This is a genomic window from Paraglaciecola mesophila KMM 241, assembly GCF_000315015.1.
Taxonomy (GTDB): domain Bacteria; phylum Pseudomonadota; class Gammaproteobacteria; order Enterobacterales; family Alteromonadaceae; genus Paraglaciecola; species Paraglaciecola mesophila.
In genome coordinates this window covers 248094-270008 of record NZ_BAEP01000075.1, presented here as the reverse complement: position 1 = coordinate 270008, position 21915 = coordinate 248094, and the positions used below count along the sequence as shown (strand labels likewise).

General features: G+C 45.0%; 23 protein-coding genes. 10 read left to right on the top strand and 13 right to left on the bottom strand.

The window, feature by feature from the left end; translation table 11 throughout:
* The first annotated feature begins 17 nt into the window (after positions 1-17).
* From GMES_RS18985 to GMES_RS18970, 4 genes are all read left to right on the top strand, one after another.
* Positions 18-755, top strand: coding sequence for a CBM9 family sugar-binding protein (locus tag GMES_RS18985; RefSeq protein WP_006994420.1), 738 nt, complete (start codon positions 18-20; stop codon positions 753-755).
* Between the two features lie 69 nt (positions 756-824).
* Positions 825-1622, top strand: coding sequence for a DUF8198 family protein (locus tag GMES_RS18980; RefSeq protein ID WP_006994419.1), 798 nt, complete (start codon positions 825-827; stop codon positions 1620-1622).
* A 6-nt stretch (positions 1623-1628) separates the two neighbouring features.
* Positions 1629-2093 (top strand): acyl-CoA thioesterase, encoded by a 465-nt coding sequence (locus tag GMES_RS18975; protein WP_006994418.1) that lies wholly within the window; start codon positions 1629-1631, stop codon positions 2091-2093.
* Positions 2094-2106: 13 nt separating this feature from the next.
* The gene (locus GMES_RS18970) at positions 2107-3360 is read left to right on the top strand and encodes a retropepsin-like aspartic protease (RefSeq protein ID WP_006994417.1); all 1254 of its coding nucleotides are present in this window, start codon (positions 2107-2109) and stop codon (positions 3358-3360) included.
* Positions 3361-3453: 93 nt separating this feature from the next.
* On the opposite strand, the gene GMES_RS18965 is transcribed toward GMES_RS18970, so the two are convergent.
* Complete coding sequence (locus GMES_RS18965) at positions 3454-4311, bottom strand: PA4780 family RIO1-like protein kinase (protein ID WP_006994416.1); 858 nt, start codon at positions 4309-4311, stop codon at positions 3454-3456.
* A 423-nt stretch (positions 4312-4734) separates the two neighbouring features.
* Between GMES_RS18965 and GMES_RS18960 the strand changes: the two genes are divergently transcribed.
* Together GMES_RS18960 and GMES_RS18955 are read left to right on the top strand one after the other, a co-directional pair.
* On the top strand, positions 4735-5571 hold the full coding sequence (locus tag GMES_RS18960; RefSeq protein ID WP_006994414.1) for a hypothetical protein: 837 nt from the start codon (positions 4735-4737) through the stop codon (positions 5569-5571).
* Positions 5572-5703: 132 nt separating this feature from the next.
* Positions 5704-6600 (top strand): DapH/DapD/GlmU-related protein, encoded by an 897-nt coding sequence (locus GMES_RS18955; RefSeq protein ID WP_006994413.1) that lies wholly within the window; start codon positions 5704-5706, stop codon positions 6598-6600.
* 60 nt (positions 6601-6660) lie between these two features.
* On the opposite strand, the gene arsB is transcribed toward GMES_RS18955, so the two are convergent.
* The 4 genes from arsB to GMES_RS18935 all read right to left on the bottom strand — a co-directional run bounded on the left by arsB (position 6661) and on the right by GMES_RS18935 (position 9405).
* Entirely contained in the window at positions 6661-7728 is a 1068-nt protein-coding gene (arsB, locus tag GMES_RS18950) for an ACR3 family arsenite efflux transporter (protein WP_006994412.1), read from the bottom strand.
* Positions 7729-7741: 13 nt separating this feature from the next.
* Positions 7742-8476 carry an arsenical resistance protein ArsH gene (arsH, locus tag GMES_RS18945; RefSeq protein ID WP_006994411.1) on the bottom strand — a complete coding sequence of 245 codons (735 nt, stop codon included), beginning with the start codon at positions 8474-8476 and terminating at the stop codon, positions 7742-7744.
* Positions 8476-8946 carry an arsenate reductase ArsC gene (locus GMES_RS18940; protein WP_006994410.1) on the bottom strand — a complete coding sequence of 157 codons (471 nt, stop codon included), beginning with the start codon at positions 8944-8946 and terminating at the stop codon, positions 8476-8478. The genes arsH and GMES_RS18940 overlap by 1 nt, the downstream gene beginning before the upstream one ends.
* A gap of 111 nt (positions 8947-9057) precedes the next feature.
* Positions 9058-9405 carry a metalloregulator ArsR/SmtB family transcription factor gene (locus GMES_RS18935; RefSeq protein WP_006994409.1) on the bottom strand — a complete coding sequence of 116 codons (348 nt, stop codon included), beginning with the start codon at positions 9403-9405 and terminating at the stop codon, positions 9058-9060.
* A gap of 238 nt (positions 9406-9643) precedes the next feature.
* Between GMES_RS18935 and GMES_RS18930 the strand changes: the two genes are divergently transcribed.
* Positions 9644-10681, top strand: a complete 1038-nt coding sequence (locus tag GMES_RS18930) for a mechanosensitive ion channel family protein (RefSeq protein ID WP_006994408.1) — start codon at positions 9644-9646, stop codon at positions 10679-10681.
* Positions 10682-10688: 7 nt separating this feature from the next.
* Here the strand turns inward: GMES_RS18930 and GMES_RS18925 are convergent, their stop codons facing one another.
* Positions 10689-11180: a ribonuclease HI gene (locus GMES_RS18925; protein ID WP_006994407.1), complete on the bottom strand. Its 492-nt coding sequence runs from the start codon at positions 11178-11180 to the stop codon at positions 10689-10691.
* 125 nt (positions 11181-11305) lie between these two features.
* Between GMES_RS18925 and GMES_RS18920 the strand changes: the two genes are divergently transcribed.
* Positions 11306-11803, top strand: a complete 498-nt coding sequence (locus GMES_RS18920) for a YcxB family protein (RefSeq protein ID WP_006994406.1) — start codon at positions 11306-11308, stop codon at positions 11801-11803.
* Positions 11804-11815: 12 nt separating this feature from the next.
* On the opposite strand, the gene GMES_RS18915 is transcribed toward GMES_RS18920, so the two are convergent.
* The 4 genes from GMES_RS18915 to GMES_RS18900 form a co-directional block, all read right to left on the bottom strand.
* A complete protein-coding gene (locus GMES_RS18915; RefSeq protein ID WP_006994405.1) occupies positions 11816-12190 on the bottom strand; it encodes a hypothetical protein in 375 nt (124 codons plus the stop codon).
* 187 nt (positions 12191-12377) lie between these two features.
* Positions 12378-12746 carry a hypothetical protein gene (locus GMES_RS18910; RefSeq protein WP_006994404.1) on the bottom strand — a complete coding sequence of 123 codons (369 nt, stop codon included), beginning with the start codon at positions 12744-12746 and terminating at the stop codon, positions 12378-12380.
* A gap of 493 nt (positions 12747-13239) precedes the next feature.
* Positions 13240-14112, bottom strand: a complete 873-nt coding sequence (locus GMES_RS18905) for a MipA/OmpV family protein (RefSeq protein ID WP_226990341.1) — start codon at positions 14110-14112, stop codon at positions 13240-13242.
* A gap of 86 nt (positions 14113-14198) precedes the next feature.
* Positions 14199-14723, bottom strand: coding sequence for a DUF1439 domain-containing protein (locus tag GMES_RS18900; protein WP_006994402.1), 525 nt, complete (start codon positions 14721-14723; stop codon positions 14199-14201).
* Between the two features lie 258 nt (positions 14724-14981).
* Between GMES_RS18900 and GMES_RS18895 the strand changes: the two genes are divergently transcribed.
* Both GMES_RS18895 and GMES_RS18890 read left to right on the top strand, forming a co-directional pair.
* The gene (locus tag GMES_RS18895; RefSeq protein ID WP_006994401.1) at positions 14982-16253 is read left to right on the top strand and encodes an O-acetylhomoserine aminocarboxypropyltransferase/cysteine synthase family protein; all 1272 of its coding nucleotides are present in this window, start codon (positions 14982-14984) and stop codon (positions 16251-16253) included.
* Positions 16254-16406: 153 nt separating this feature from the next.
* A complete protein-coding gene (locus GMES_RS18890) occupies positions 16407-16793 on the top strand; it encodes a DUF2306 domain-containing protein (protein WP_006994400.1) in 387 nt (128 codons plus the stop codon).
* Positions 16794-16901: 108 nt separating this feature from the next.
* On the opposite strand, the gene GMES_RS18885 is transcribed toward GMES_RS18890, so the two are convergent.
* From GMES_RS18885 to GMES_RS18875, 3 genes are all read right to left on the bottom strand, one after another.
* Positions 16902-17984, bottom strand: coding sequence for an alkaline phosphatase D family protein (locus tag GMES_RS18885; protein WP_006994399.1), 1083 nt, complete (start codon positions 17982-17984; stop codon positions 16902-16904).
* A gap of 10 nt (positions 17985-17994) precedes the next feature.
* Entirely contained in the window at positions 17995-19194 is a 1200-nt protein-coding gene (locus GMES_RS18880; RefSeq protein ID WP_006994398.1) for an alkaline phosphatase family protein, read from the bottom strand.
* Between the two features lie 134 nt (positions 19195-19328).
* The gene (locus GMES_RS18875; RefSeq protein ID WP_006994397.1) at positions 19329-21674 is read right to left on the bottom strand and encodes a TonB-dependent receptor domain-containing protein; all 2346 of its coding nucleotides are present in this window, start codon (positions 21672-21674) and stop codon (positions 19329-19331) included.
* Positions 21675-21915: the final 241 nt, after the last annotated feature.

The window sequence follows — 21915 nt, the reverse complement described above, 5'->3', positions numbered from 1 at the left end:
TCTAACAAGGACTTACCATGTTTTCACGCCTAGCAAAATCGCTGCTGATGGTCTCAACAATCAGTGGACTATCGCTTTCAGCCCACGCATTCGACGTAAAGTACACCGCACAAGCGCCTATTATTGATGGTTATTCAGAGAATGTTTGGCAACAAGCACAATGGCACGACATGCCTTATTTAATGGACGGAACCTTGCCAGAAAAAGCAGATTTTTCCGGCCGCTATCGTTTGCTATGGGATGAAAATTACTTGTACCTACAAGCCGAAATTACCGATGACCTGCTGATTGATACCCATGCTGATCCCCTGGTGCGATATTGGGATGATGACGCATTGGAAATTTTCGTTGATGGTGACGCATCTGGCGGTATTCACCAGTTTAATCACAGCGCATTGGCGTATCACATCGGTCTTGATAACCAAGCAGCAGATATTGGCGATGATGAAAAAGCGCATTTGTATAACGAGCATGTAAACAGCAACTGGAAGCGCCAACTAGATGCGCCCAATACGATACTGTGGGAAGTCGCCATCAAACGTTATCCCAACAACTACACTGACGCCAACCCTAAGGCGGCGATCCCCCTGAAAAGCGGTGATGTCATGGGCTTTATGTTGGCCTATTGTGACAATGATGGCAGCGAGGTACGTGAACACTTCATGGGGTCTCATGATTTTGCTGCACAAAACGGCAGCAAAAACTTGGGTTTTATCACCGCTGACGTCTTCGGTAAAATTACATTGAAAAAATAATGTCTTCTTGCAATACAGTGCATCTTGATAAGAGGCGCGTCAACTTTGCCTCAGTGATGGTGTCATCGAATGTCTGATTTAGTGGCTCAGGTTTCTCGTCATTTGCGCGCAGTGCAAACACTGCAGGAAATGGCGTTAGACGCGAAGTTGTTACCCCTAATTCAAGGGGTACAGGCATGGCAAACTCTGCGCATGCAAAGCACTCATCAAGCGCAAATGAACAACTCGTATACGGCGCCTGCAATGGTTTTTTTTACTGAGCAAATATATGGCCCAAAAGATTTCAGTCAGCGCGATGCTCAGATAAAACGCGTAGTACCGAAAATGCACAGATACTTGCCCAGCAAAGCGTTGCTCTCATTGGAAAGCGCATTGCGTTTACACGCGTTATCTTATGAGCTGGATTACGTCTTAGCGTTGGAACTCAAAAAGCATGCAACAACCGCGAATCAGCAGTTATCTATATCCCATCGAACTGACGCCAATAAGCGCGTCATTATTAATCAGCAAACGTATGCGGCAGCTTTTGTCAGCGGCCACAATGGGCATTTACGCCAAGAGCAAATCAGTTTGCTCCAAGAGCTTGGCAACAACCTCAGTGACGCGGTAGCGATCAAAGGCGTCGCAATGATGCTGGCACTGTCAAAGCACCCTGCTCGTATGAAAGGCTTACAAACCTTGCATTTATTTTTGCAAGACGGCTACAAAGCGTTTAAAAAGATCCCTAACAGCCAGTCCTTTATGAGCGAAATCGTCAGCAGAGAAGCGCATCTTGTTGCGTCGTTGTTTACCGAGCAGGTGTTTTCCCAACAAGGTACTAACCCATTACCTTGTATTCCCAGTGTTGAAATTTTACTTGAGAGCTAATCAATAATGCCAGACTCCCTAGAGCTGCTTCCATGGCAATACCCAAAGCCTTTCGTTTGCCAGTGGCAGATAACCCCTGAACAAATTGACCATTACAACCATGTCAATAATGTGGCCTACGTTGGTCAATTAGAGCGCACCGCATGGGCCCATTCAAATGCCTTAGGATTAAGCATTGAGCAATACCAAGAACTAGACAGAGGCATGGCTATTAGCCGCCATGAAATTGATTATTTGGCGGCAGCCGTGTTGGGCGATACGCTGGGTTGCGCCACATGGATTGTTGCTTGTGATAACAAGTTAAAACTCGCTAGGCAATTTCAGTTTATTCGCCTAAGTGACGGTTTAACTATGCTCAAAGCACGCACCGAATTTGTGTGTATCGCGCTAAGCTCCGGTAAGCCAAAGCGCATGCCCAAGGTATTCTGTGATAGTTATTTTAACGCCTTGCTGACGCCTTTAACAAAGTAAAGGCATCAATGTCATGACTAAATTCAATAGCGTACTGATCTTGGCTTTATTGGCTTCAATTTTTGCTAACGTATATCAGTATCTCAATGGCCATAAACAAGTATCCGTGCCTCAGTCAGAACAGAGTCAAATTGAATCACGCCGAACTGATGGGCTAGCTCAACAGCAAAGTAAAGACACTCAGCAGCTAAATCAAGAGACCCAACCTAACTTTCCCCAGACTCCCGACGTACATGAACCAGCCGTTGAAACAGACTCAGAAGTAGCAGAGAAATTAAACACACAAGCGAGCACAGACACGCAACGAGGAGTCCCAAACACGACACGCTTCAAACCTGATAGGCGAGCAGCCTATTTGGCCCAAACTCGGCGCTGGCTTGCAGCGCAGGAATACGCCAAATTGGATGCCTTTTTCCCACTATATCTACGCCAATACCCGCAAGATGTTGAGTTTTTGCTTCTAGAAGCCGAATATATTGCGCATACGCATCTGCTCAGTGACGCCATTATTCATTATCACAGCATGCTCAGTTTACCATTGAACAATGCACAGCAAGACCAAGTGCAAAATACCATTGCGCGCTTAACCAGTAGAACCATTACCCAGCTAAAACAAGCGAATTCTTGGGACATTTTGGCGCAATTCGTTGAACCCCTATTACAAGTGAGCCCCACCAGCCGCGAGTTGATTTTAGCGTTAGCCACTGCATATGCTCGCCAGCAGCAAGCGGGATTAATGGAAAACACCTTGGCCTCAATTCGCTATGACGATCCACAAGCAATGAAAATACGCGGGATTATTCAGCAATACGATGACGAGGTGAACGCGCAAAGCGATAGAGCCACCAAAACAACTAACGACAATCTACGCAAGAATGTCTCCACTGGTGTCACGTCCATCGGATTACAAAAATATGGCGATCAGTACGTGGTTGAAAGTAGCTTAAGCGGCAATCAAGTCTATTTTTTAATTGATACTGGTGCGTCCACCACCGCGATTTCAAGACAGAAATTCAAAGTACTGTTCAAATCAGTCGACACTAAATTTGTTGGTCAATTTAACGTGCAAACAGCCAATGGCACCGTGCGCTCCCCCATGTACCAGTTTGCTAGCCTAGAAATTGCAAAGGCGAAAGTAAAAAACATCAACGTGATGGTATTACCCTTAGATGAGCTAGGGCACAGCGATGGCTTACTCGGGATGAATTTTTTACGAGAGTTTGATTTTAGAATTGATCAACAAAATGCTTTATTACATCTGCAGTAGGCGTGTAGTTTGTGTCTAGCTGGACTGATTCGATTTAGTTTAAACGCTAAGTAACTTGCAGTAAAAGCAACCTAGCATTTGTCATGTTCAGCCCTAGTCTTCGTCACTAGGGCCTGCAATACGTGCTTTTCGTTCTTGTTCTTCTTCAAAAGCCGCTTTGATTTCTTCTAAAACAGTATCTACATCCGCTTCGTCATCAGGGAAATCAAAATGCCCAGTGAGTTGGGTATCCGCTTCAAGCTCACCAGATTCGAACAAGGCCCACATTTCTTCAGCGTAATGGCTATTTTTAAGCTCGGGGGCGAATTGTGCGTAGTACTCGGTCATATTGCGCACATCCCGTTGCAGCATGCTAAACGCATTGTTATTGGCAGCTGCATCAACCACTTGGGGCAAATCGATGATCACGGGACCATATGCATCGACCAAAACGTTGAATTCTGACAAATCACCGTGCACCAAACCGGCTAATAACATACGCATCACATACACCATCACAATGGCGTGATCTTCAATAGCTTGTTCAGCAGGCATGGTCACATCGTTTAAACGCGGTGCCACGTCACCTTCATCATCGGTGATCAACTCCATCAGCAATACACCGTCATAACAGCCATAAGGCTCGGGCACACGAACCCCGGCTTTTGCCAACGTAAACAAGGCATCTACCTCGGTGTTCTGCCATGCATCTTCTTGCTGCTTACGACCGAATTTCGAACCCTTTTCCATGGCGCGCGCACGGCGGGTGTTGCGAACTTTACGACCTTCTTGATATTGCGCCGCTTTTTTAAAACTGCGCTTCATAGCTTCTTTATACACTTTGGCGCAGCGGATTTCGTTACCACAGCGCACCGCATAGACTGTAGCTTCTTTGCCGCTCATTAGCTGATAAAGCACCTCATCAACGAGGCCGTCATCAACCAGAGGTTGTATTCTTTTAGGTATTTTCATGGCGCCGTTATACAGCAGTTAAGGCTTGCATGGAATAGCAGCAAAAATTTGACATACATTTACTCAATGAAACACCTTAGAAGAAATTTGATATGGGTTGCGAACGGATGTTCGACGACGCTCAACACTGAGTTTTACCGCGCTTTTTTCATCGCAATCTGCGCGTGAAAGCAACATAAAACACAACTTACGACGGATAGATTAATCTGCTAATGTTGCAAATTCAAGTGCTTAAGTAATCTGCTTGATAAAATGCGGGGCAGCTGATTAACAACCTGTTTTTGTTAACACATTAGACTTATTACACAAGGTTAGGGTTTGGCATTGAACAATCTTTTAGCACCTACGCCAGTGATTGTTGCCAGCAAGCACTAAGTGCTATGCTGCATACTCGGCTCAGTTGTTTACGCCATTAGGAACCCAATGAAATTACCCTGGTTACGTCGTTTTATGTTTGTCAGTAGTGTGTCATTTGCTTGTTTTAGTTTGGCACAAGTCCCCTCCCCTCATGTATTAGAACACACCACAGGTCTTAAGCGCTTCGACGCGTCGCACCGTCTATCTGGAGCGGATAGCCGCAGCACTGTTGATATAAAACAGATGCATATAGGTGACAACGCTCTTGCCAGCGCAATATCTCTTTACGACCAGGGCGCTAAATTACATCACATCGCCGGCAGTAGCCGCAGTGACAAAGTACGTTTAAGTTTTTACCAGCCCTATCAAAACTCCCGTTTAGAACAGCGCCTGGCGTTGCATTTTAATAAATTCAATGGCTTTGTTACTCAAATTAATAGCGTGTATACCGTTGAAAGTGCTTATGTGGGTATTAAAGACGTACTCAAAGACGTGTTGGTCTCAGCGGTTGCTAAGTATGGTGAGCCTATTAGCATTGCCGATGCACTCAAGCAAACCAACCTGACCCAAGATGATGTGCCGCTTAGCAGCTTTATTAAGACTCTCTCCCCTAGGGAAGACGTAAAAAACGACGTCATCGCATTCTTTGAAGAATTACGGGTATCACGCAGTGCCAAATTTGTGGCTGACGACGCTGGCCGCGCACTATTGCACACGGGTTTTAATCGTTGTTACGTGTGGCAAAAAGACAGCTACAACGAAGTACTTACTTTGTGTTTCTTCCCACCTAATGCGGCCAACTCGGCCAACCGAGGGGTTGAATTACAATTGGTCGATTTTGCCGTGCAGAAAAAAATTGCCGCAACAGAGAAAATCAAAAACGAACTATCACTTAGTTTGTAAGCTATGACTGGTCTACGCTGGGCAAAATTTCCTGTAAATTATAATTTATAAGCAAAAGGGGGCTGTCAATTACGTCGTTTCACGCCATAATTCGCCCTCAATTTTTTAAACTATCGACACTAGGAAAGATAAATGACTGTAAAACGTATTGGTCATCGCTACATTGATGCCACCAGTGGTAAAACGTTAGATGTGTGGTTTCCCCGCGCGAACACCCAAATTGCGCGTAGCTGTCTTGCGCAGAAAGTGGGCGTGATCAACAGCGATTTTGTTGAAGTTGAGCTTGAAATCGACGGCGCACCACAGAACATCGAAGACGCTTACCTGCGTTTGCACTTATTGTCTGAAGGTGCGGTGACGCCTAACAACATTAATCTTGAAGGCATTTTTGGTTTACTTACCAATGTCGCTTGGACGTCTGCAGGCCCTGTTCTGCCAACCAAGGTAGACGAGTTACGTGCCGCTATTGCCAGTGAACATCATCATTTAACCGTCAGCTCTATTGATAAATTCCCACGTATGACCGACTACGTCATTCCTGAAGGTGTGCGTATTGGTGATGCTGATCGTGTTCGTTTAGGAGCACATTTAGCGTCTGGCTCAACGGTCATGCATGAAGGGTTTGTTAACTTCAACGCTGGTACCTTGGGCAGCTCTATGGTTGAAGGGCGTATTTCACAAGGCGTGGTGGTCGGCGATGGCTCTGACATCGGCGGCGGCGCATCGACTATGGGTACACTTTCAGGCGGCGGTAAAACTATCAATGCAATTGGTAAAAACAGCATGGTTGGGGCGAACGCTGGTATCGGTATTTCACTAGGTGATGACTGTATCGTTGAAGCTGGCTTATATATTACTGCTGGCACGAAGGTCACTACACCTGATGGCGAAGTCGTGGCAGCTCGTGAGTTATCCGGTATGAACAGTTTATTATTCCGTCGTAACAGCCAAAGTGGCGCTGTTGAAGCCATTGTTGCTGATTCGTCTAAATGGGGCGGCTTAAACGCCAGCTTGCACAGCAACGACTAATTACTAGCGTTCAAAAAGCGCATGGCCAAGGTGCATTTCTATGGCCATGCTTATTACGTGTTATGCCTGTTGAGCTGGAAACCACGCCTTTGTGCGGTTTGCAAAATATACTAACGAAAGCATGACCGGCACTTCTACCAGTACCCCTACCACAGTCGCTAACGCCGCCCCTGAATGTAAGCCAAATAGCGATATTGCCACCGCCACTGCCAATTCAAAAAAGTTAGACGAGCCAATCATACTCGCTGGTGCAGCCACGTTGTGAGGTAAACGCATACGCTTTGCTACGTAATAGGTAATGGCAAAAATGCCATAGGTTTGTAGCAATAACGGGATAGCAATCAAAACGATCATTTGCGGCTTATCTAATATGGTTTGCGCTTGAAAACCAAACAGCAATACCACAGTCGCTAACAAACCAATGATAGACCAAGGCTTAAGCGCAGCAACAAAACGCGCTATTCTCACTTCCCCATTGTCAGCGCTGCTGTCTAGATTATTCGCTGTATTGTCATGGCGCTTATTCAGCCAAGAACGCGTCATCGCACCAGCCACTAGCGGTAGTAATACATACAAAACGACCGATATGATCAGGGTTTCCCATGGCACTTGAATATCGCTCATGCCTAACAGCAATGCGCTGATTGGGGCAAACGCGAAAATCATAATAATATCGTTCACCGACACCTGAACCAAGGTGTAGTTTGCATCCCCTTTAGTCAATTGGCTCCACACAAATACCATGGCAGTGCACGGCGCAACGCCCAGTAAAATCATGCCAGCTATGTATTCATTTGCGGTTTGAGGGTCAACCCAATCGGCAAACAAACCTTTAAAAAATAGCCAACCTAACGCGGCCATGGTGAATGGCTTAACCAACCAATTGATCACCAGAGTTAACGCTAGCCCTTTGGGTTTGCGCCCTACATCTTTAATCGAAGAAAAATCGATTTGAATCATCATGGGGTAGATCATCAACCAAATAAGGACCGCCACTACTAAGTTAACGTGTGCATACTCAAATCCAGCAACTAAGGCAAATACATCCGGGAAAAAGCTGCCTAAAATAACACCAGCAGCAATACTCACCGCTACCCAAACCGATAAATAACGCTCAAATAAACCCATTAGATTGACCTCCTTAAATAGAGCGTTGATTAACGCGTTGGCTTAACTGCTCAGCAGATTCAACACGCTCAGAATAACGATCAACCAAGTAATCTTTATTGTCGCGCGTCAGCAAAGTGAACTTCATTAGCTCTTCAAGCACGTCAACAATACGGTTGTAGTAAGAAGAAGGCTTCATGCGGTTGTCATCATCAAATTCCATGAACGCTTTTGCCACAGAAGATTGATTCGGTATGGTCAGCATGCGCATCCAGCGACCTAATACCCGCATTTGATTCACTGCATTAAATGATTGAGAGCCGCCGCTCACTTGCATAACCGCTAAGGTTTTCCCTTGAGTTGGCCGAACTGCGCCCACCGACAGTGGAACCCAATCAATTTGGCTTTTTAAAATACCTGTCATCGAACCGTGACGCTCAGGAGAGCACCATACCTGACCTTCTGACCACATCATCAACTCGCGCAATTCCGCCACTTTAGGGTTTGATGCGTCATCCCCATCTGGTAGAGGCAATCCTTGTGGGTTAAAAATGCGCGTTTCTGCGCCCATTGCTTGCAAAATCCTTGCGCTTTCTTCCACCACTAATCGGCTAAATGAACGCTCGCGTAATGAACCGTACAACAACAAAATGCGTGGCTTGTGGGCAGACGCCTCTGTATTAAATAGTGCAAAATTCGGGGCACTGAATGCCTCGGCTTGCACGTTTTCAGGTAAGGTATCTGAGTTTACTATTTTAATATCAGTCATTACTGAGCTCCTAACGCTTGAAATGCCTCGCGCAATGCTTGTTGGTCTTGGGTGTTTACATTTATGCTCAGCATGGCATTAACGCGCTGGGTAATTTCATCAATAGTGGTGCGAAATGCCTGCGCTATTTCCTCTTCACTACCGGTTAATTTTGAAGGGTCAGCTAAGCCCCAGTGCACTTTGACACTTTGACCAAACCAAAGTGGGCAGCTCTCTCCGGCCGCACTGTCGCATACTGTGATCACTACATCGGGGGCGAAATCTTCAAACTCGTTCCACGATTGGCTAATTAAACCGTCGGTGCTAATACCGGCTTCTTGCAAATATTTAATCGACAGTGGATGTACTTCGCCAACAGGTTGGCTGCCAGCGCTTTGCGCCTCAATCTTGCCTTGACCAACATGATTCGTAATCGCTTCGGATAAAATGCTACGACAACGGTTGTGGGTACATATAAATAAGACTTTCAAGGTGATCCTCGCTTTGCTTTTAAGGTGATGCACATAGTGCAAACAAATAAAATGCTGTGGTCGGCACTGCTATTTTTTAAGCACCGCCGTTCTTTTTATGAACAACATTCGTTATGGACAGCACTCGCTTTGCTTGGCCATATTCAAATTGGTGATATTGTCATTCAAATAGGCTTCTGTGTTGTGCGCGGTCAGTTCGAGTACTTTCATCGCCCATTCTGGCAATTTAGGGTTAACCGAGTAGTACACCCACTTCCCTCGACGTTCATCCAGCAAGATATGACACTTGCGTAAATCAGCTAAATGCCGAGATACTTTAGGTTGGCTCAACTCTAGCGCGGTTATCAGGTCACAGACACACAATTCTTTTTCAAGATAAATCAACATCAATGCTTTTAGGCGCGTGTCATCTGACAAACATTTGTAAAACGAAAGAGGTGACAAAATAGGGGTAGACATAAAAACGCTCCGCTTTTTAATATTCGACAAATCATATATATGTTTTTTCGAATGTCAATCAGCTATTCTTTGATTTAACCCAAAAAAAGCCACGGCAATATTGAAGTGATTCGGGGCGTCTGCGTAAGTTGGTGATAACTTGATAGCACGTTAAAAGTGAATCCACTGGAAATCAGCTGTAAAATCAAGGTATAACAAGATACGAACTTTAGATAACTCAGATTATTTCGGACTCGCCATGCCTTTAAGTGACACTTTCATCAGCGATTGGCTTCCAGTTGTATTGACCTTAATTTTCTTTGGTTTGCTGACCTGGCTCGCTCAAGTATTCCTGTTCAATAAACTCAAACACACTGGAGACGAAAATATTTTCGCCCGTCAGCTTGGTATGTTAATGCTGATGTTGATTGGCCTAGTCACCGTCGTGATTATGCTTCCCATATCTGAAAGCTTAGAACTACAGATTTTAAGCTTAATCGGCTTATTGCTTTCTGGTTTGCTCGCCTTTTCCTCTACCACCTTGTTCAGCAATTTAATGGCGGGGGCGTTATTGCGCTTCACTCAACCGTTTCGCACTGGGGATTTTATCAGTTTTGACAGTAATTTTGGCCGAGTGACTGAGCTGGGTTTGTTTGATTGCGAGATTCAAACGCAAAACCGAGAGTTGGTATCGATTCCAAACAGCTTGCTGATCAATAAACCCGTTAGCGTGATCCGTCGCTCAGGCACCATCATAAGTGTTGAATTGTCATTGGGTTACGATCTGCATCACAGCAAAATTGATGAGCTACTATTGCAAGCCGCAAAACAAGCCGGACTAGAAGACCCATTTGTGCATGTCACTCAATTGGGTGATTTCTCGGTCAGTTATCGTGTCAGCGGCCTATTAGTAGAAGTGAAAAACCTACTGACGGCTCGCTCAAACTTACACCGCCATGTACTAGATTGCCTTCACGATAATGACATTGAAATTATGTCGCCAAACTTTGTTAGCCAACATGCGGGCCCAGATGTTCAGCGAAAAATCGCCCACTCACCCGCATTTAACCAAGTTCATACAGAGTCCACCGCAGAAGACATCGCATTCGATAAAGCCGAGCAAGCTCAGCAACAAGCCAATGATAAAATTGAGACATTAGCGCAAATAAAGAGTTTAGAAGAGCAACTCACTCATGCCGAGAAAGACCAGCGTCAAGCGATAGAAAAGAGCATTGACCAACTTAAACAGAAATTGGCCGAAATCAAAGATGTCGTAGACGTCCCTGAGGATGAATAATCCACCACTAACGAAGCGCTTCTCGCAGTGAACGCCTAGCGGCCTTATCGACTAAGGTAAAACGCTGAGCGATTTCGTCTTTATCACGAGAAGGCTGATGTCCAGCCACTTTTACGAAATCACATTTAATGTTGTCCGTGAGCCGATATAACGCTTGGTAGAGTGGGTAGTGAGATAAACGTTTATTTTTACTCGAATAATAATCGTTCTTTTCAAGGCGCGTGCGACGTTTAGGTAAACCTATGATGTTCTGTGAATCCGTATACACAGTTAACTCTATGTCTTTGGTGCAACCAAGTTCAGTGATTTCACCGAGCGCCCATAATAAGGTTTGTAACTCTAGTTGAGTCGAACTGGTCTGCTCGAAACGCCGAAGCTTTATCTGCTTTTGTAATTCTTTTAGGGGGGAATGATCAAGTGAGATAAGAAGATATGCACCATAACCCACCCCAGTTTGGGTATTCACACTACCATCGGTAAATAGACTGAAGGGTTGCATATTGGATCCTGTATAGAGCGCATATATGTATTCGTTTGCCTTTCAGTGTGAAAGCCAATGAAAACAAGTATCAAGGTAAGTCACATCCCGATACACTACTTTTTTAGATTGATTTATAAAAGCCAATGACTGCGCCCTTTAGTTACTCAACAAGCTACGTATTAGACAAAAGCCACTACATAGAAACTTACGATGCATCAGCCCCGTCGGTCTCCTCAAAAAAAGCCTACACCATCGCGGTTTTATTAGGCTTAGCAGGGCTAATGCTGCTTATGCTTACTCCGATAGACCCATTCGTCGCTTGGTTTATTGTCGCCTTAGGCGGCCTTGAAGCATTCAGTGTGCGCTATAAAAAAGCTTGGTGGCTGGGAAGGCAACTCATCAGTAAAGCCGCCAACACCGAGCTTACACTAACGGTAAACGAAGAAGGCATCAGTAGCGAATCAATACATATTAAAAGCACGCTACTGTGGGCTGATATCACCAAAATTGAAGCCACCGGCAGCGGTTGGTTGCTGCACCACAAAGGTGGCAAAAATTATCTTTCCGCCAGAGCCTTATCAGAAGAAGCTAACGCATTTGTGGTAGCAAAAGCTGAAATGATTAACCCCGGCGAAAAGTAAAATAAACGCTGCTTAGTCTTTAATAAACAACCTATTGCGCTTGGCATACATCCAAGTTAACACGAGAAATACTAAGGTGACTGCGCCACACACTAACTCAAACTGATCACCCAATACTTCGCGATATTTTTTCGACCAGAACAAAGCGAATAAACCGTGAGACGTAAGCAAAAAGCCACACCAAAAGTTTACTCTTTTAGCCCAATTCGTTTGCGTTAACCCATAAAAAGCCAAGTTACCTAGAAGTACAGTGACCACCAATAACACGCTAGGGATGATGTAATGCTTTCCAATCACAAATGTTTGCAGTACCGCCAACCCCGCTAATAAAGCCAATAGCGCCAAAAACCAATCTAAAGAATTTGCCCAACTAAGTGATTTTTTCATGCCGTTTGCCTTTTATTTTTATTGTTCGCTTTATCCTACTGTAAAATCCAATAACAAAACCAGTAGATAAAACCGATATAAAGACAAATGTGGATAAGACATATAAATTTGAGTCACTTAAACTCATGAGTATCGGTTCAAGAGCATGAATAGCTCTCAACATCTATCATTCTCGGGCTAACCCCTATTATTGCTTCACCAACATCACTTCTGCGCTCTCGTCACTTTCAATTTTTAACCTACAGCCATCTCGTATGTCACTGATTTTGTCCTCGACTTTTGAGTCAAACGCACCGGTAGCAATGGCTGCGCGACTGGTGAACTCCCCCAAAATCACGTTTAGTAAAATGGAGGTTGGCAGTACAGACGCCACCCCATTGACTAGTTTTTCACTAGCGGTTGTTTTATGGGATTCAAGTGAGGCGATATGCCCGTGTGCTTCCTCGCAATCTACTGCTTTATTTAAATGCTCTGCAGCCAATTCATGGCGCTTAACTGCTGAAGCACAACCAGACAATACAAACGCGGAAATAGGGATTATGAGTAATGCTTTCATAGAAGTTAGTCGCCTGTTTAGTAATGGATAAAGTCAGTCTAAACAGGTTATTTTTCAAACAAAAGGGCATGACAGCCATTGTTAATCAATAGTGATAAGCCACATACTTTTGTGATAATTGCCTGTGTATCGTCATGGGAAAGGTAGATGTTTGTGACAGAAATCGAGTGTTAGAAAGAAACAAGTTAGTGAAATCAGTTGAGAGGCATCAGTAAAGAGACATTGGCTAAGTTTCATATCGTCGCTTAGTCAAAGGCGATTAATCCTCAGGTGCTGAGTACTCGGATTAACAGCTTTGACTCGCCGCTCAAAAACACACGACCACCTTTTTTTGGCAAGATTTAAGGGCTGCACTTAACAAAGCTTCCACTGCAAAGTCACTTGAGCTGGCGCTATTCGTTGGGACATGCCGGGAGCTATCCCTGCGATAGTACCCCCTACACAGTGGGGTAAGCTATACGTTTACGGTGTTCAACCTTTGAGACACGGCTGCTCAGAACTTATATAGATAAGCGAACATCACTCTATTTTCAGTGGAGCTGTCCACTAACGGGCTGTCTTTAATTTCATCACCAAGACTGATAATACTGGCATCGATGAAAATCGAACTTTGTCTGTTAAACAAGTATGCCGTGCGTAGGCCCAGTTCAATGTTTATCGTTGAATCGCCACTATACGCTTGCCGGTCTGCTGTCGCTTCGTTGGCAAGAACACCGTACTGGTAATCCACGTAGCTTTCATCTAGCCAGGTGGCAACAATTCTCGGTGATAACATGACTTGCTGGCCGAGCATCCATCTTTTATCCAGCCCCAAGCTAAAGGTGCTACCGTCTCGATCACCTGAAATGTCACCTGTCCATTTGGCGCTAACATTAACAACTGGGGTTTGCCACTGGGCTCTGGCACCGATAACAAAACCACCGTCACGTTCGTTCATGCCCAGCAAGACTGGCGTATCTTTAATATCGTCATCATCATATCCGCTAAAGTCATACCCAACTGATAAGGTAAAAGCGATGCGTTGCGCATTATTTATTTGCAGGCTAGGTAGCTTTACGTCGAGGTTCGGGCCAAACCAACGGATATAGCGATTTTCATAGCTGATAAATGGAAAAACATTGGTGTTTCTGTCGATGTCTTTTATGCCCAATTGTTGGCTTATCGCGCCGATCCCTATCCCCCATTCAGACGCAGAGGATTCTGGTTGTAGACCAGTGCGCTCGCTTGGGGGAGTTTGCGCAGAAACAGGCGCGCACAATCCCAAAGCAAGAGCGCACACAAAAACGCAGCGCAAGCTTTGCTTAGATAAGCTAGAAACAGGTAAAAATGCCAATGACATTGATGATTCTCCAGTAGATTTTAACATTCGTTGTACGCTTAACAGCCAACGCTATGCGCATAGGTAAACTGACTATGCATGTGTTCGAATGATGACAACACTGCCGCTGTGCATTAAAAAGCGCTTAGAGTGATAATCAGCTTTTTGTCCTTCACCTCTAGTGACTCTAACGTCGCTTTGGCTAGTTTCTGTTTTAAATCGCCGTCATCCAGCACATAAATGGGCCGAGATTCTAAGATGGTACCGACCACAGATTGCAGTAATTTTCTAATGTCGTTTTGCTGCTTGTCTGACACTTTGTTTAGGTTTAGCTCCACCAATTTGGCGTTGGTAAAATACAGTGCGCCTTGCTCCTGATTATACGCCAGACTACCGGTAATATATGAGCTGCCTGAGCCGCTATACGTGCCCAAGGCACTGGCTTTAATATTCGCCCCAAGACCAATTTCATTGGTCTCCTCAAGCAAGTTCAGGCGCGGCTCTGATAAGGTCATAGTGACGAAAAACTTAGTTCTGGTCATCGGCATAATAGAGCTGACCATCTCTTGCAGCTCAGCCTCGGTAAACTCATGCGTATAAGCCTGCGCTTGAGTGCAGCTCACACTAAGAAACAGGATTAAACTAATAATAAACTTCAAATTTCACCTCGTGTTGACGCTTGTTATTTAGCGTTGCTCTTGAGTTAGGACTTTAGGGATAGACGTATGGGGTACTTCTTATCCCGAACAATAACCCAGTTTTACATCATTCGATGACGTTAGGAACAACAATCACTATCGCGGTTCTAATTTAGCGCAGAAAATTCTGATAAAGGTGTCATTTTTGGAGAAACATTTGGTAATGTGAATGAATTGATAACGTAATTCAGCAAGCGACTTTAGAAGAGGAGATTGAGCATGAAAAAGGAAACTATCTGTATCCACGAAGGGTACGAAACCGATCCCACCACAAAAGCCTGTGCGGTACCCATTTATCAAACCGTTGCCTATGAGTTTGATAATGCCCAACACGGCGCAGACTTATTCGATTTGGCCGTGCCTGGCAATATCTATACGCGCATTATGAACCCCACATGGGACGTGCTTGAAAAACGCGTTGCTGCGCTCGAAGGTGGCGTTGCAGCGCTGGTCGTTTCAGCAGGCAGCGCTGCCATTAACTACGCTATTTTAACCATCGCCGAAGCAGGCGACAACATAGTTGCCACGCCGCAGCTTTACGGTGGTACATATACGTTATTCGCTCATTTACTGCCCAAGCAAGGCATTGAAGTGCGTTTTGCTGAATCTGATAAAGCCGAAGATTTAGCTAAATTAATGGACGACAAAACCAAAGCGGTATTTTGCGAAACCATAGGTAACCCAGCGGGCAATATTGTCGATATCGAACCTATTGCCAAGATGGCACATGAGCACGGCGTTCCTTTGATGGTGGATAACACCGTCGCCACCCCAGCTTTGCTTAACCCCATTGAATATGGCGCTGATATTGTGTTGCATTCTTTGACGAAATATATGGGCGGCCACGGCAATTCGCTGGGCGGGATCATTGTTGACTCAGGTAAATTTCCATGGGCTGAGCACAAAGAGCGCTTTCCTATGCTTAATGAGCCTGAGCCTGCATATCATGGCGTAGTGTATACCCGCGAATTTGGTGCTGCGGCATTTGTGGCGCGCGCGCGTACTGTGCCCCTTCGCAATACAGGCGCGGCTCTATCTCCGATGAATGCATTTATGTTAATGCAAGGTATGGAAACACTGCCCCTTCGTATGGAGCGACACTGCGACAACGCAATGGCAGTTGCCGAGTACTTAAAAGCACACCCAAAAGTAGAATGGGTTAGTTATGCAGGCCTTGAAGGTGATAAGTATTATCCGATGGCACAAAAGTATTTTAACGGCCGTCCTTCATCGTTAATGACCTTTGGTATTAAAGGCGGCTTCGAAGCTGGCGTTAAATTTTATGATGCCCTTAAATTAATTAAGCGTTTAGTGAATATCGGCGACACAAAAACACTGGCTTGTCACCCTGCCTCAACCACTCATCGTCAATTAAATGAAGGTGAGCTGAAAAGCGCCGGCGTGAGCCCAGAAATGCTGCGTCTGTGTATCGGCATTGAGCATATTGATGATATTCAAGCAGACTTAAAGCAGGCGTTCGACGCGGTTTAACGCCAACTATTTAAGCACTAGCCCATTGTTTTTAATCATAAAACAGTGGGCTTTTTGTATTTAGGCTTTTGTTTTCAAGTAGATGTCATTATGATCCTGCTTCTAATTAGCCCACCTAGAAAGCACACTCATTATCCAAGGAATAGGAACAACATGACATATTTACAACTTGCCTACTTTCACCTCGCCACTGTGGTACCGGCTTTTTTAATCGGCACATACTTATTGGCCAATCGCAAGGGGACACCAACGCATCGCCTGTTGGGTAAAATATATATGAGCCTGATGCTCATTACTGCCATTATCACGCTTTTTATGGCCGCCGTGGTGGGCCCCGTGCTGATTGGCCACTTTGGATACGTACACCTGTTTAGCCTGCTAGTACTTTACGTCGTACCCAGTGCCTATTTCGCTGTGCGAAAAGGGAATATTGCGAAGCATAAACGCAGTATGATCCTGCTTTATGTGGGTGCAATTTTGATTGCTGGGGGATTTACCTTTACCCCCGGCAGAATGATGTATGACTGGTTTCTAGCTTAGTATTTTAGCCAACATATTAGGCTGACCAATTCCATTAACACAGCAATTTCCACTGGCTCAGTTATCCCAAAGAGCCATCGAGCTAACAAAATCAAATGTGGCCTTTGGCTAATGCAGTGACAGCGCCTGCTGCATTTTCACTTCGCCAGTGTCGTCTTTTACAATCATGGTGACGCGCACTCCCTTTTCCTCAAATTGGATGTCCAATACGCCGTAGTTTGCTTTTGAAAAGCTGTTACCCACGCGGTGTTTATTCGGACTAACTTGTTTCCACTCTTCAGTTAAGCCTGACGAGGTCATCTCCCATAACGATGCGCCATTTTTTCGCTTAACTTGGCTCAGTTCGCTCCAGTGAGTATCCCCACTGACAATGACCAAGTTGGTAATGTTAAGTGAGTCGATTACATCGAGTAAGCGCTGGCGCTCTTGGGGGAAGTTAGCCCAGGACTCCCAGCCACTAAATTCGGGTAAAAGCTGCAAGCTTGAAGCTAAAATGCGTACATCAGCTGGCTTTTGTAATTCCTTCTCTAGCCATGCCCATTGTTTATCACCGAGCATTTTGTGGCTAGGTTCAGTATGCGGCACATATGGGCCTTGATTGTTTGGTTTCTTTTTCAGCGCATATTCCAAACGAGTCACGTGCTTTAAATCGTCTCGATTCCAGCGTAAATCCGGCAGGATGATTTGAACACGATGGGGTGATTCACCATAAAAATAACTGGTGTAAATACCATCATCTCGGCGGCGCCTAATACTGTCTTTTGGCTCATTAAAGTAATCTAGCATAATCTGACGAGAGGCTTCTTTTTGCGGATATGCCTTACCAGCATCATTCTCACCAAAATCATGATCATCCCATATACCAATGGTTGGTGTGCTCGCCAGCATTTTTTGCATGCCGGGAGTTGACCACTGTTTGTGGTATTTCTGCTCAAGCTCACCCATATCTTCGGTATCACCGTAAATATTGTCACCGAGGAGCATAAATAGGTCAGCATGTTCTTGTAGCATGGGTTGCCAAATTGGCTGAGCTTTGTCTTGATGCAAGCATGAGCCAACGACCACTTTAAACCTCTGAGGACTAAGGTCCATTTGCGTTGACATTTGTTGCTCAGCTGCCGCACTTAGGCTGACTAGGGCGAGCGTAGCAATAAGTGACATAAGAGGTATCATCTGAATTCGGCTTTTCATATATTTATCATCAATTTTTAATCGTTTCATTGTGAGCTTGCTTTGGTTTCAAAATAGGTAAGGCTTTACCTATTGGTTTGCCGTTGATCTTGGCATATTCATCAGGGTTTTGGCCTAACAATATTAACGCCGTCGCCGCGATTTGATTTAGCCCGTAGGTTTCACTGTTGCTCACCTCCCCCGCTGGCTGGATATCAGGCCCCAAAGCGGCCATCCACACTTGATTCGAACCTTCTATGCCATTTTTATGCTTGGCTAAATCGCTCAAATACCCCCGAGTTGCTTTCGGGCTTGCATGGTGCTGCCACGTTTCGATGCTATTCCCACGGCCGTGATCAACGGTGATCAGCAAATTGGTGTTACCTCTGTAATTAGGCATGGCTTGCAACGTATCCCATAATCGTTCAATAAACCCATCGCTTTGATGTGCCGAGCGCAAATACGCAGGGTAATCTCCATCGTGGGCGAAGTCGTCTGTTTCACCCAGAGCAATGTAAATCACCTTAGGCTGTTTGGCCTGAATATACTCTTGGGCAAAGCCCACAGTGAATGCATCAAGGCGCACATTATGCCAAGGACTGGGAATGTCTTTTTGTAGCGCATTCAACCATTTCGCTTTGGCTGTTAGCCCGCTCCAGTCGGCTGGCATAAATCCGGCATTCATTGGCAGTGTGCTACGTTCTTGGTTAATAATGGCTGGAAATACATCCCAACTGCCAAATGCAGCCACATTGTTTTGGTAGTTTTTTTGCTGATTAAGCCACTCTAGAATAGTGACATTTGGGTTCGCTACAGGTTTATTTGAATCAACCCGCTCATCCGCTTTGCCGGTCAGTATTTCATTGTAACCTGGGTACGAAAACCACCACGTGTTACTCACCTCCATAGCCGATTGATTATCCCTATTACCTATCATCACACCTTGCTTTGCCATAACTCGCCATAAAAAAGGCATTAACTTGTGTCGTTTCTCCTCTACTGTTTTTGCACCTAAATCATGGAGAATAGACTTCTGGTGCTTTTCGAATTCAGGCTCGGCTAACACGTTAGCATCATAACCGCGAAAAACTTCTTGCCAACGCAAACCGTCAATGCTGATGATAAGCAGATTATCAGCAGCCCGAACAGGTGCGCTAATCGTTAACATAAACAAAGCCTGGCATAAAAATGCTATTTTCATGACGGACTTAGCAGGTGTAATGGATAACATAGGGGCTCCTTAAAGCAGTGCTAAAGCACTGTATACTCGTTGTTTGTTTCTGCGAGTTCATTTCAAAATACGAAAAAGGCGAGCCGAAGCTCGCCATTTTCTATTGGTTATACCAATACAACCTACTTGTGCACTTAGAAACGCGCTTGTGCGTTAAATGCTGCGGTGCGCGGTGCGCCGATCCAAGCTGATTGACCTGCAATACCGCCCAAGTAACTTTCGTCAAACATGTTGTTCACAGTAAAACGTAAATCAATTGAGTCGATACCTTGAACAGGTGCATCAAGGCTCACACCAACATAAAAGTCAGTGACTAAATACGCTTCTGCTACTTGGGTATTGGCGGCATCTATGAAACGGTCATCAACCCATTTAGTTGACGAGCCAATGAAGTAATTTCCCCGTGTCCAGTCAAGTGATACAACCGCCATGTTTTCAGGCGAGCCAAACACAGTGTTACCTTCAGGGAAGTCGATTGAACCATCTGTGTACTCTGAATCGTTGAAAGTATATGAACTATAAACTGACAATTCATCGGTCACGTTGAATGACAATGACGCTTCAAAACCTGAAGACTCGATGCCCCCAACGTTAACGTAGCTACCGTTAGTACCTATTAAGTAATCGATACCATCTGGCGAATCAGGGGCGATAAAGGTTAAGCGGTTATCAAACTTGATGCTGTAGTAGGTTAAGCTCGCGTTGATATTTTGCGATACGTAACGTAACCCCACATCCACATTTTCAGCGGTTTCAGGTTCAACTTGAGTCAAGGTAGAAGCATCGCGCTCAAGTACTGTGTCTTTAATCGCGGCAAAATTCTCAGCGTAACCGGCGAAGACTTCTAAGCCATCAATCGGCGTTTGCGCCACAATACCACCAGAAAATAGCGTATCTGAGTCAGAATTTAACTCAGCTTTGTTAGCGGCATCAAAATTATCTTGGCGCTCAAGATCAACGAAGAAACGCTTCATGCCTAAGCGAATACTGGCCCAGCCCATGTCTAACTCATCTTCAGCATAAACCATTAAGGTTTCTACTGGGAATTCACGTTCGTACTGTACCCAGTATGGCGTGTGGTCAAATTCAAAGCCAGAGCGCGAATCTAGAATTTTGTGCCAATCACGTGATTCTTTACGATTGTAATCTTCGTACCAAATACCACCACGCAAGGTGTTATCCATGTCATTTATTTGCGTATACCACGCAAAATCTGCGTCAAAACCGAAACGCTCTTTCTCGTAATGGGTGTGGCGGTATGAACCAACAGGAATTGCACCTTGCGCATAACATCCTGGGTCATACTCTGGGCCTGCACCGCCATACGGCGCCGTGATCGTGCTTTCACACCCGGCAATCGGGCTAACGGCTAAACCGCTGGCATTAACAAACAAAAGTTGACCAAGTGCACTACCACCGTAGACGGTATTCCCCGATGAGAGCTCTGAATGCGCCACACCGTCACCGTCCGCTTTTACATCAACAATGTACTGAGGAACCCAATCACCTCGGCCTTCGTTGTCGTGATAATAAACATTGCCTGATACTTCAAAGTTATCAGCTTTGTAATCAGCACTTAAATAGGCAAACATGTTTTCACGTAAGCTTGACCATGCTTGACGAAAAACCTGATCCACATAAGGGATACCCACCCACTCGCCTGACAAACCATCTGACTCTGGGTTTTGTTCAAACTGGGCTACACTAACGCGCTGGTAGTTATCTTCATGCACGTCATCCCAAGAGAAATACCCTTTGATATCTACGTCGCTCACCACTGTCATAAACTTAGCCGCTAAATGATCGCGCTTGTTTTCAGCAGTCTGGGTTACCCAGTCAGTGTTTTCACTGGTAGACGCACTAAACCATGCATAGGTATCAGGTGCGATTTCACCTGTTTCGTAGCGCACGAAGTACTTCTGAGCATCAAAACTACCACCAGAAATACTCACCACCATGGACTCTTCCATGCCTGGGTCGATGGTAGTAAAGTTAAGAGTACCGCCTAAGGCCTCGTTTGAACGCGATGCAATGTCACCCGTTCCTTGAGATACCTCAACACGGCCTAAATTTTCAGTGTCGATGTAACGGTTAGCCTTCGCACCGCCGCCATAATTTGAGTTACCGTTGGCAATGCCATCAATAGTGATACCGATTTGCTGCTCATCTAGGCTTAATTGAAAGCCACGAATAGACACAGTTGTTGACCAATCATCAGAGCCAAACGTATCCCCTTCATTGATCAATACGCCGGGTAAATTATCGATAACAGCCAATGCACTGGTTAATGAACTTTGCTGTTTCGCCATCTCATCAGACGTTTGGTTGTTTGCGTAAGAAACGCTTTTACCCACCACTGTGATTTCTTCAATTGCGGCATCGTCTGGCGCCTCTTGAGCAACGGCTGAACTGATTAGAGATTGGCTACCTATGGCCATAGCAACGCAAAGTGCTAAGTGTGTTTTAGCGGTCGTTTTCATGTGTGTGTATTCTCTTAGGATTATAAAGACCGCAACAATGTGACCGCTTCTCGTTACAATTTGAGTGCAAAAATATGACGATATTGTGACGGGTCAACCCACTGAATTACTTAATTTTACTCAGAAAAAGCCGCGTAAATTTGGCTATAAAGCGCTGGCGACAAGTCGTACATAAGATTGGTTATTGGTCAACTTGGAGGGTATTTTTGCCTAAGCAGGCAAAGCTATAGCATGATTAAAC

Bases quoted from the DNA above. Each gene is read 5' to 3' on its own strand.
- GMES_RS18980 (WP_006994419.1), top strand. From the start codon at position 825: ATGTCTGATTTAGTGGCTCAGGTTTCTCGTCATTTGCGCGCAGTGCAA.
- GMES_RS18935 (WP_006994409.1), bottom strand. From the start codon at position 9,405: ATGTCTACCCCTATTTTGTCACCTCTTTCGTTTTACAAATGTTTGTCA.
- GMES_RS18915 (WP_006994405.1), bottom strand. From the start codon at position 12,190: ATGAAAAAATCACTTAGTTGGGCAAATTCTTTAGATTGGTTTTTGGCG.
- GMES_RS18880 (WP_006994398.1), bottom strand. From the start codon at position 19,194: ATGTTATCCATTACACCTGCTAAGTCCGTCATGAAAATAGCATTTTTA.
- GMES_RS18910 (WP_006994404.1), bottom strand. From the start codon at position 12,746: ATGAAAGCATTACTCATAATCCCTATTTCCGCGTTTGTATTGTCTGGT.
- GMES_RS18875 (WP_006994397.1), bottom strand. From the start codon at position 21,674: ATGAAAACGACCGCTAAAACACACTTAGCACTTTGCGTTGCTATGGCC.
- GMES_RS18885 (WP_006994399.1), bottom strand. From the start codon at position 17,984: ATGAAAAGCCGAATTCAGATGATACCTCTTATGTCACTTATTGCTACG.
- GMES_RS18970 (WP_006994417.1), top strand. From the start codon at position 2,107: ATGACTAAATTCAATAGCGTACTGATCTTGGCTTTATTGGCTTCAATT.
- arsB (WP_006994412.1), bottom strand. From the start codon at position 7,728: ATGGGTTTATTTGAGCGTTATTTATCGGTTTGGGTAGCGGTGAGTATT.
- GMES_RS18955 (WP_006994413.1), top strand. From the start codon at position 5,704: ATGACTGTAAAACGTATTGGTCATCGCTACATTGATGCCACCAGTGGT.
- GMES_RS18920 (WP_006994406.1), top strand. From the start codon at position 11,306: ATGACTGCGCCCTTTAGTTACTCAACAAGCTACGTATTAGACAAAAGC.
- GMES_RS18985 (WP_006994420.1), top strand. From the start codon at position 18: ATGTTTTCACGCCTAGCAAAATCGCTGCTGATGGTCTCAACAATCAGT.
- GMES_RS18965 (WP_006994416.1), bottom strand. From the start codon at position 4,311: ATGAAAATACCTAAAAGAATACAACCTCTGGTTGATGACGGCCTCGTT.
- GMES_RS18960 (WP_006994414.1), top strand. From the start codon at position 4,735: ATGAAATTACCCTGGTTACGTCGTTTTATGTTTGTCAGTAGTGTGTCA.
- GMES_RS18905 (WP_226990341.1), bottom strand. From the start codon at position 14,112: ATGTTAAAATCTACTGGAGAATCATCAATGTCATTGGCATTTTTACCT.
- GMES_RS18930 (WP_006994408.1), top strand. From the start codon at position 9,644: ATGCCTTTAAGTGACACTTTCATCAGCGATTGGCTTCCAGTTGTATTG.
- GMES_RS18925 (WP_006994407.1), bottom strand. From the start codon at position 11,180: ATGCAACCCTTCAGTCTATTTACCGATGGTAGTGTGAATACCCAAACT.
- GMES_RS18975 (WP_006994418.1), top strand. From the start codon at position 1,629: ATGCCAGACTCCCTAGAGCTGCTTCCATGGCAATACCCAAAGCCTTTC.
- GMES_RS18890 (WP_006994400.1), top strand. From the start codon at position 16,407: ATGACATATTTACAACTTGCCTACTTTCACCTCGCCACTGTGGTACCG.
- GMES_RS18895 (WP_006994401.1), top strand. From the start codon at position 14,982: ATGAAAAAGGAAACTATCTGTATCCACGAAGGGTACGAAACCGATCCC.
- arsH (WP_006994411.1), bottom strand. From the start codon at position 8,476: ATGACTGATATTAAAATAGTAAACTCAGATACCTTACCTGAAAACGTG.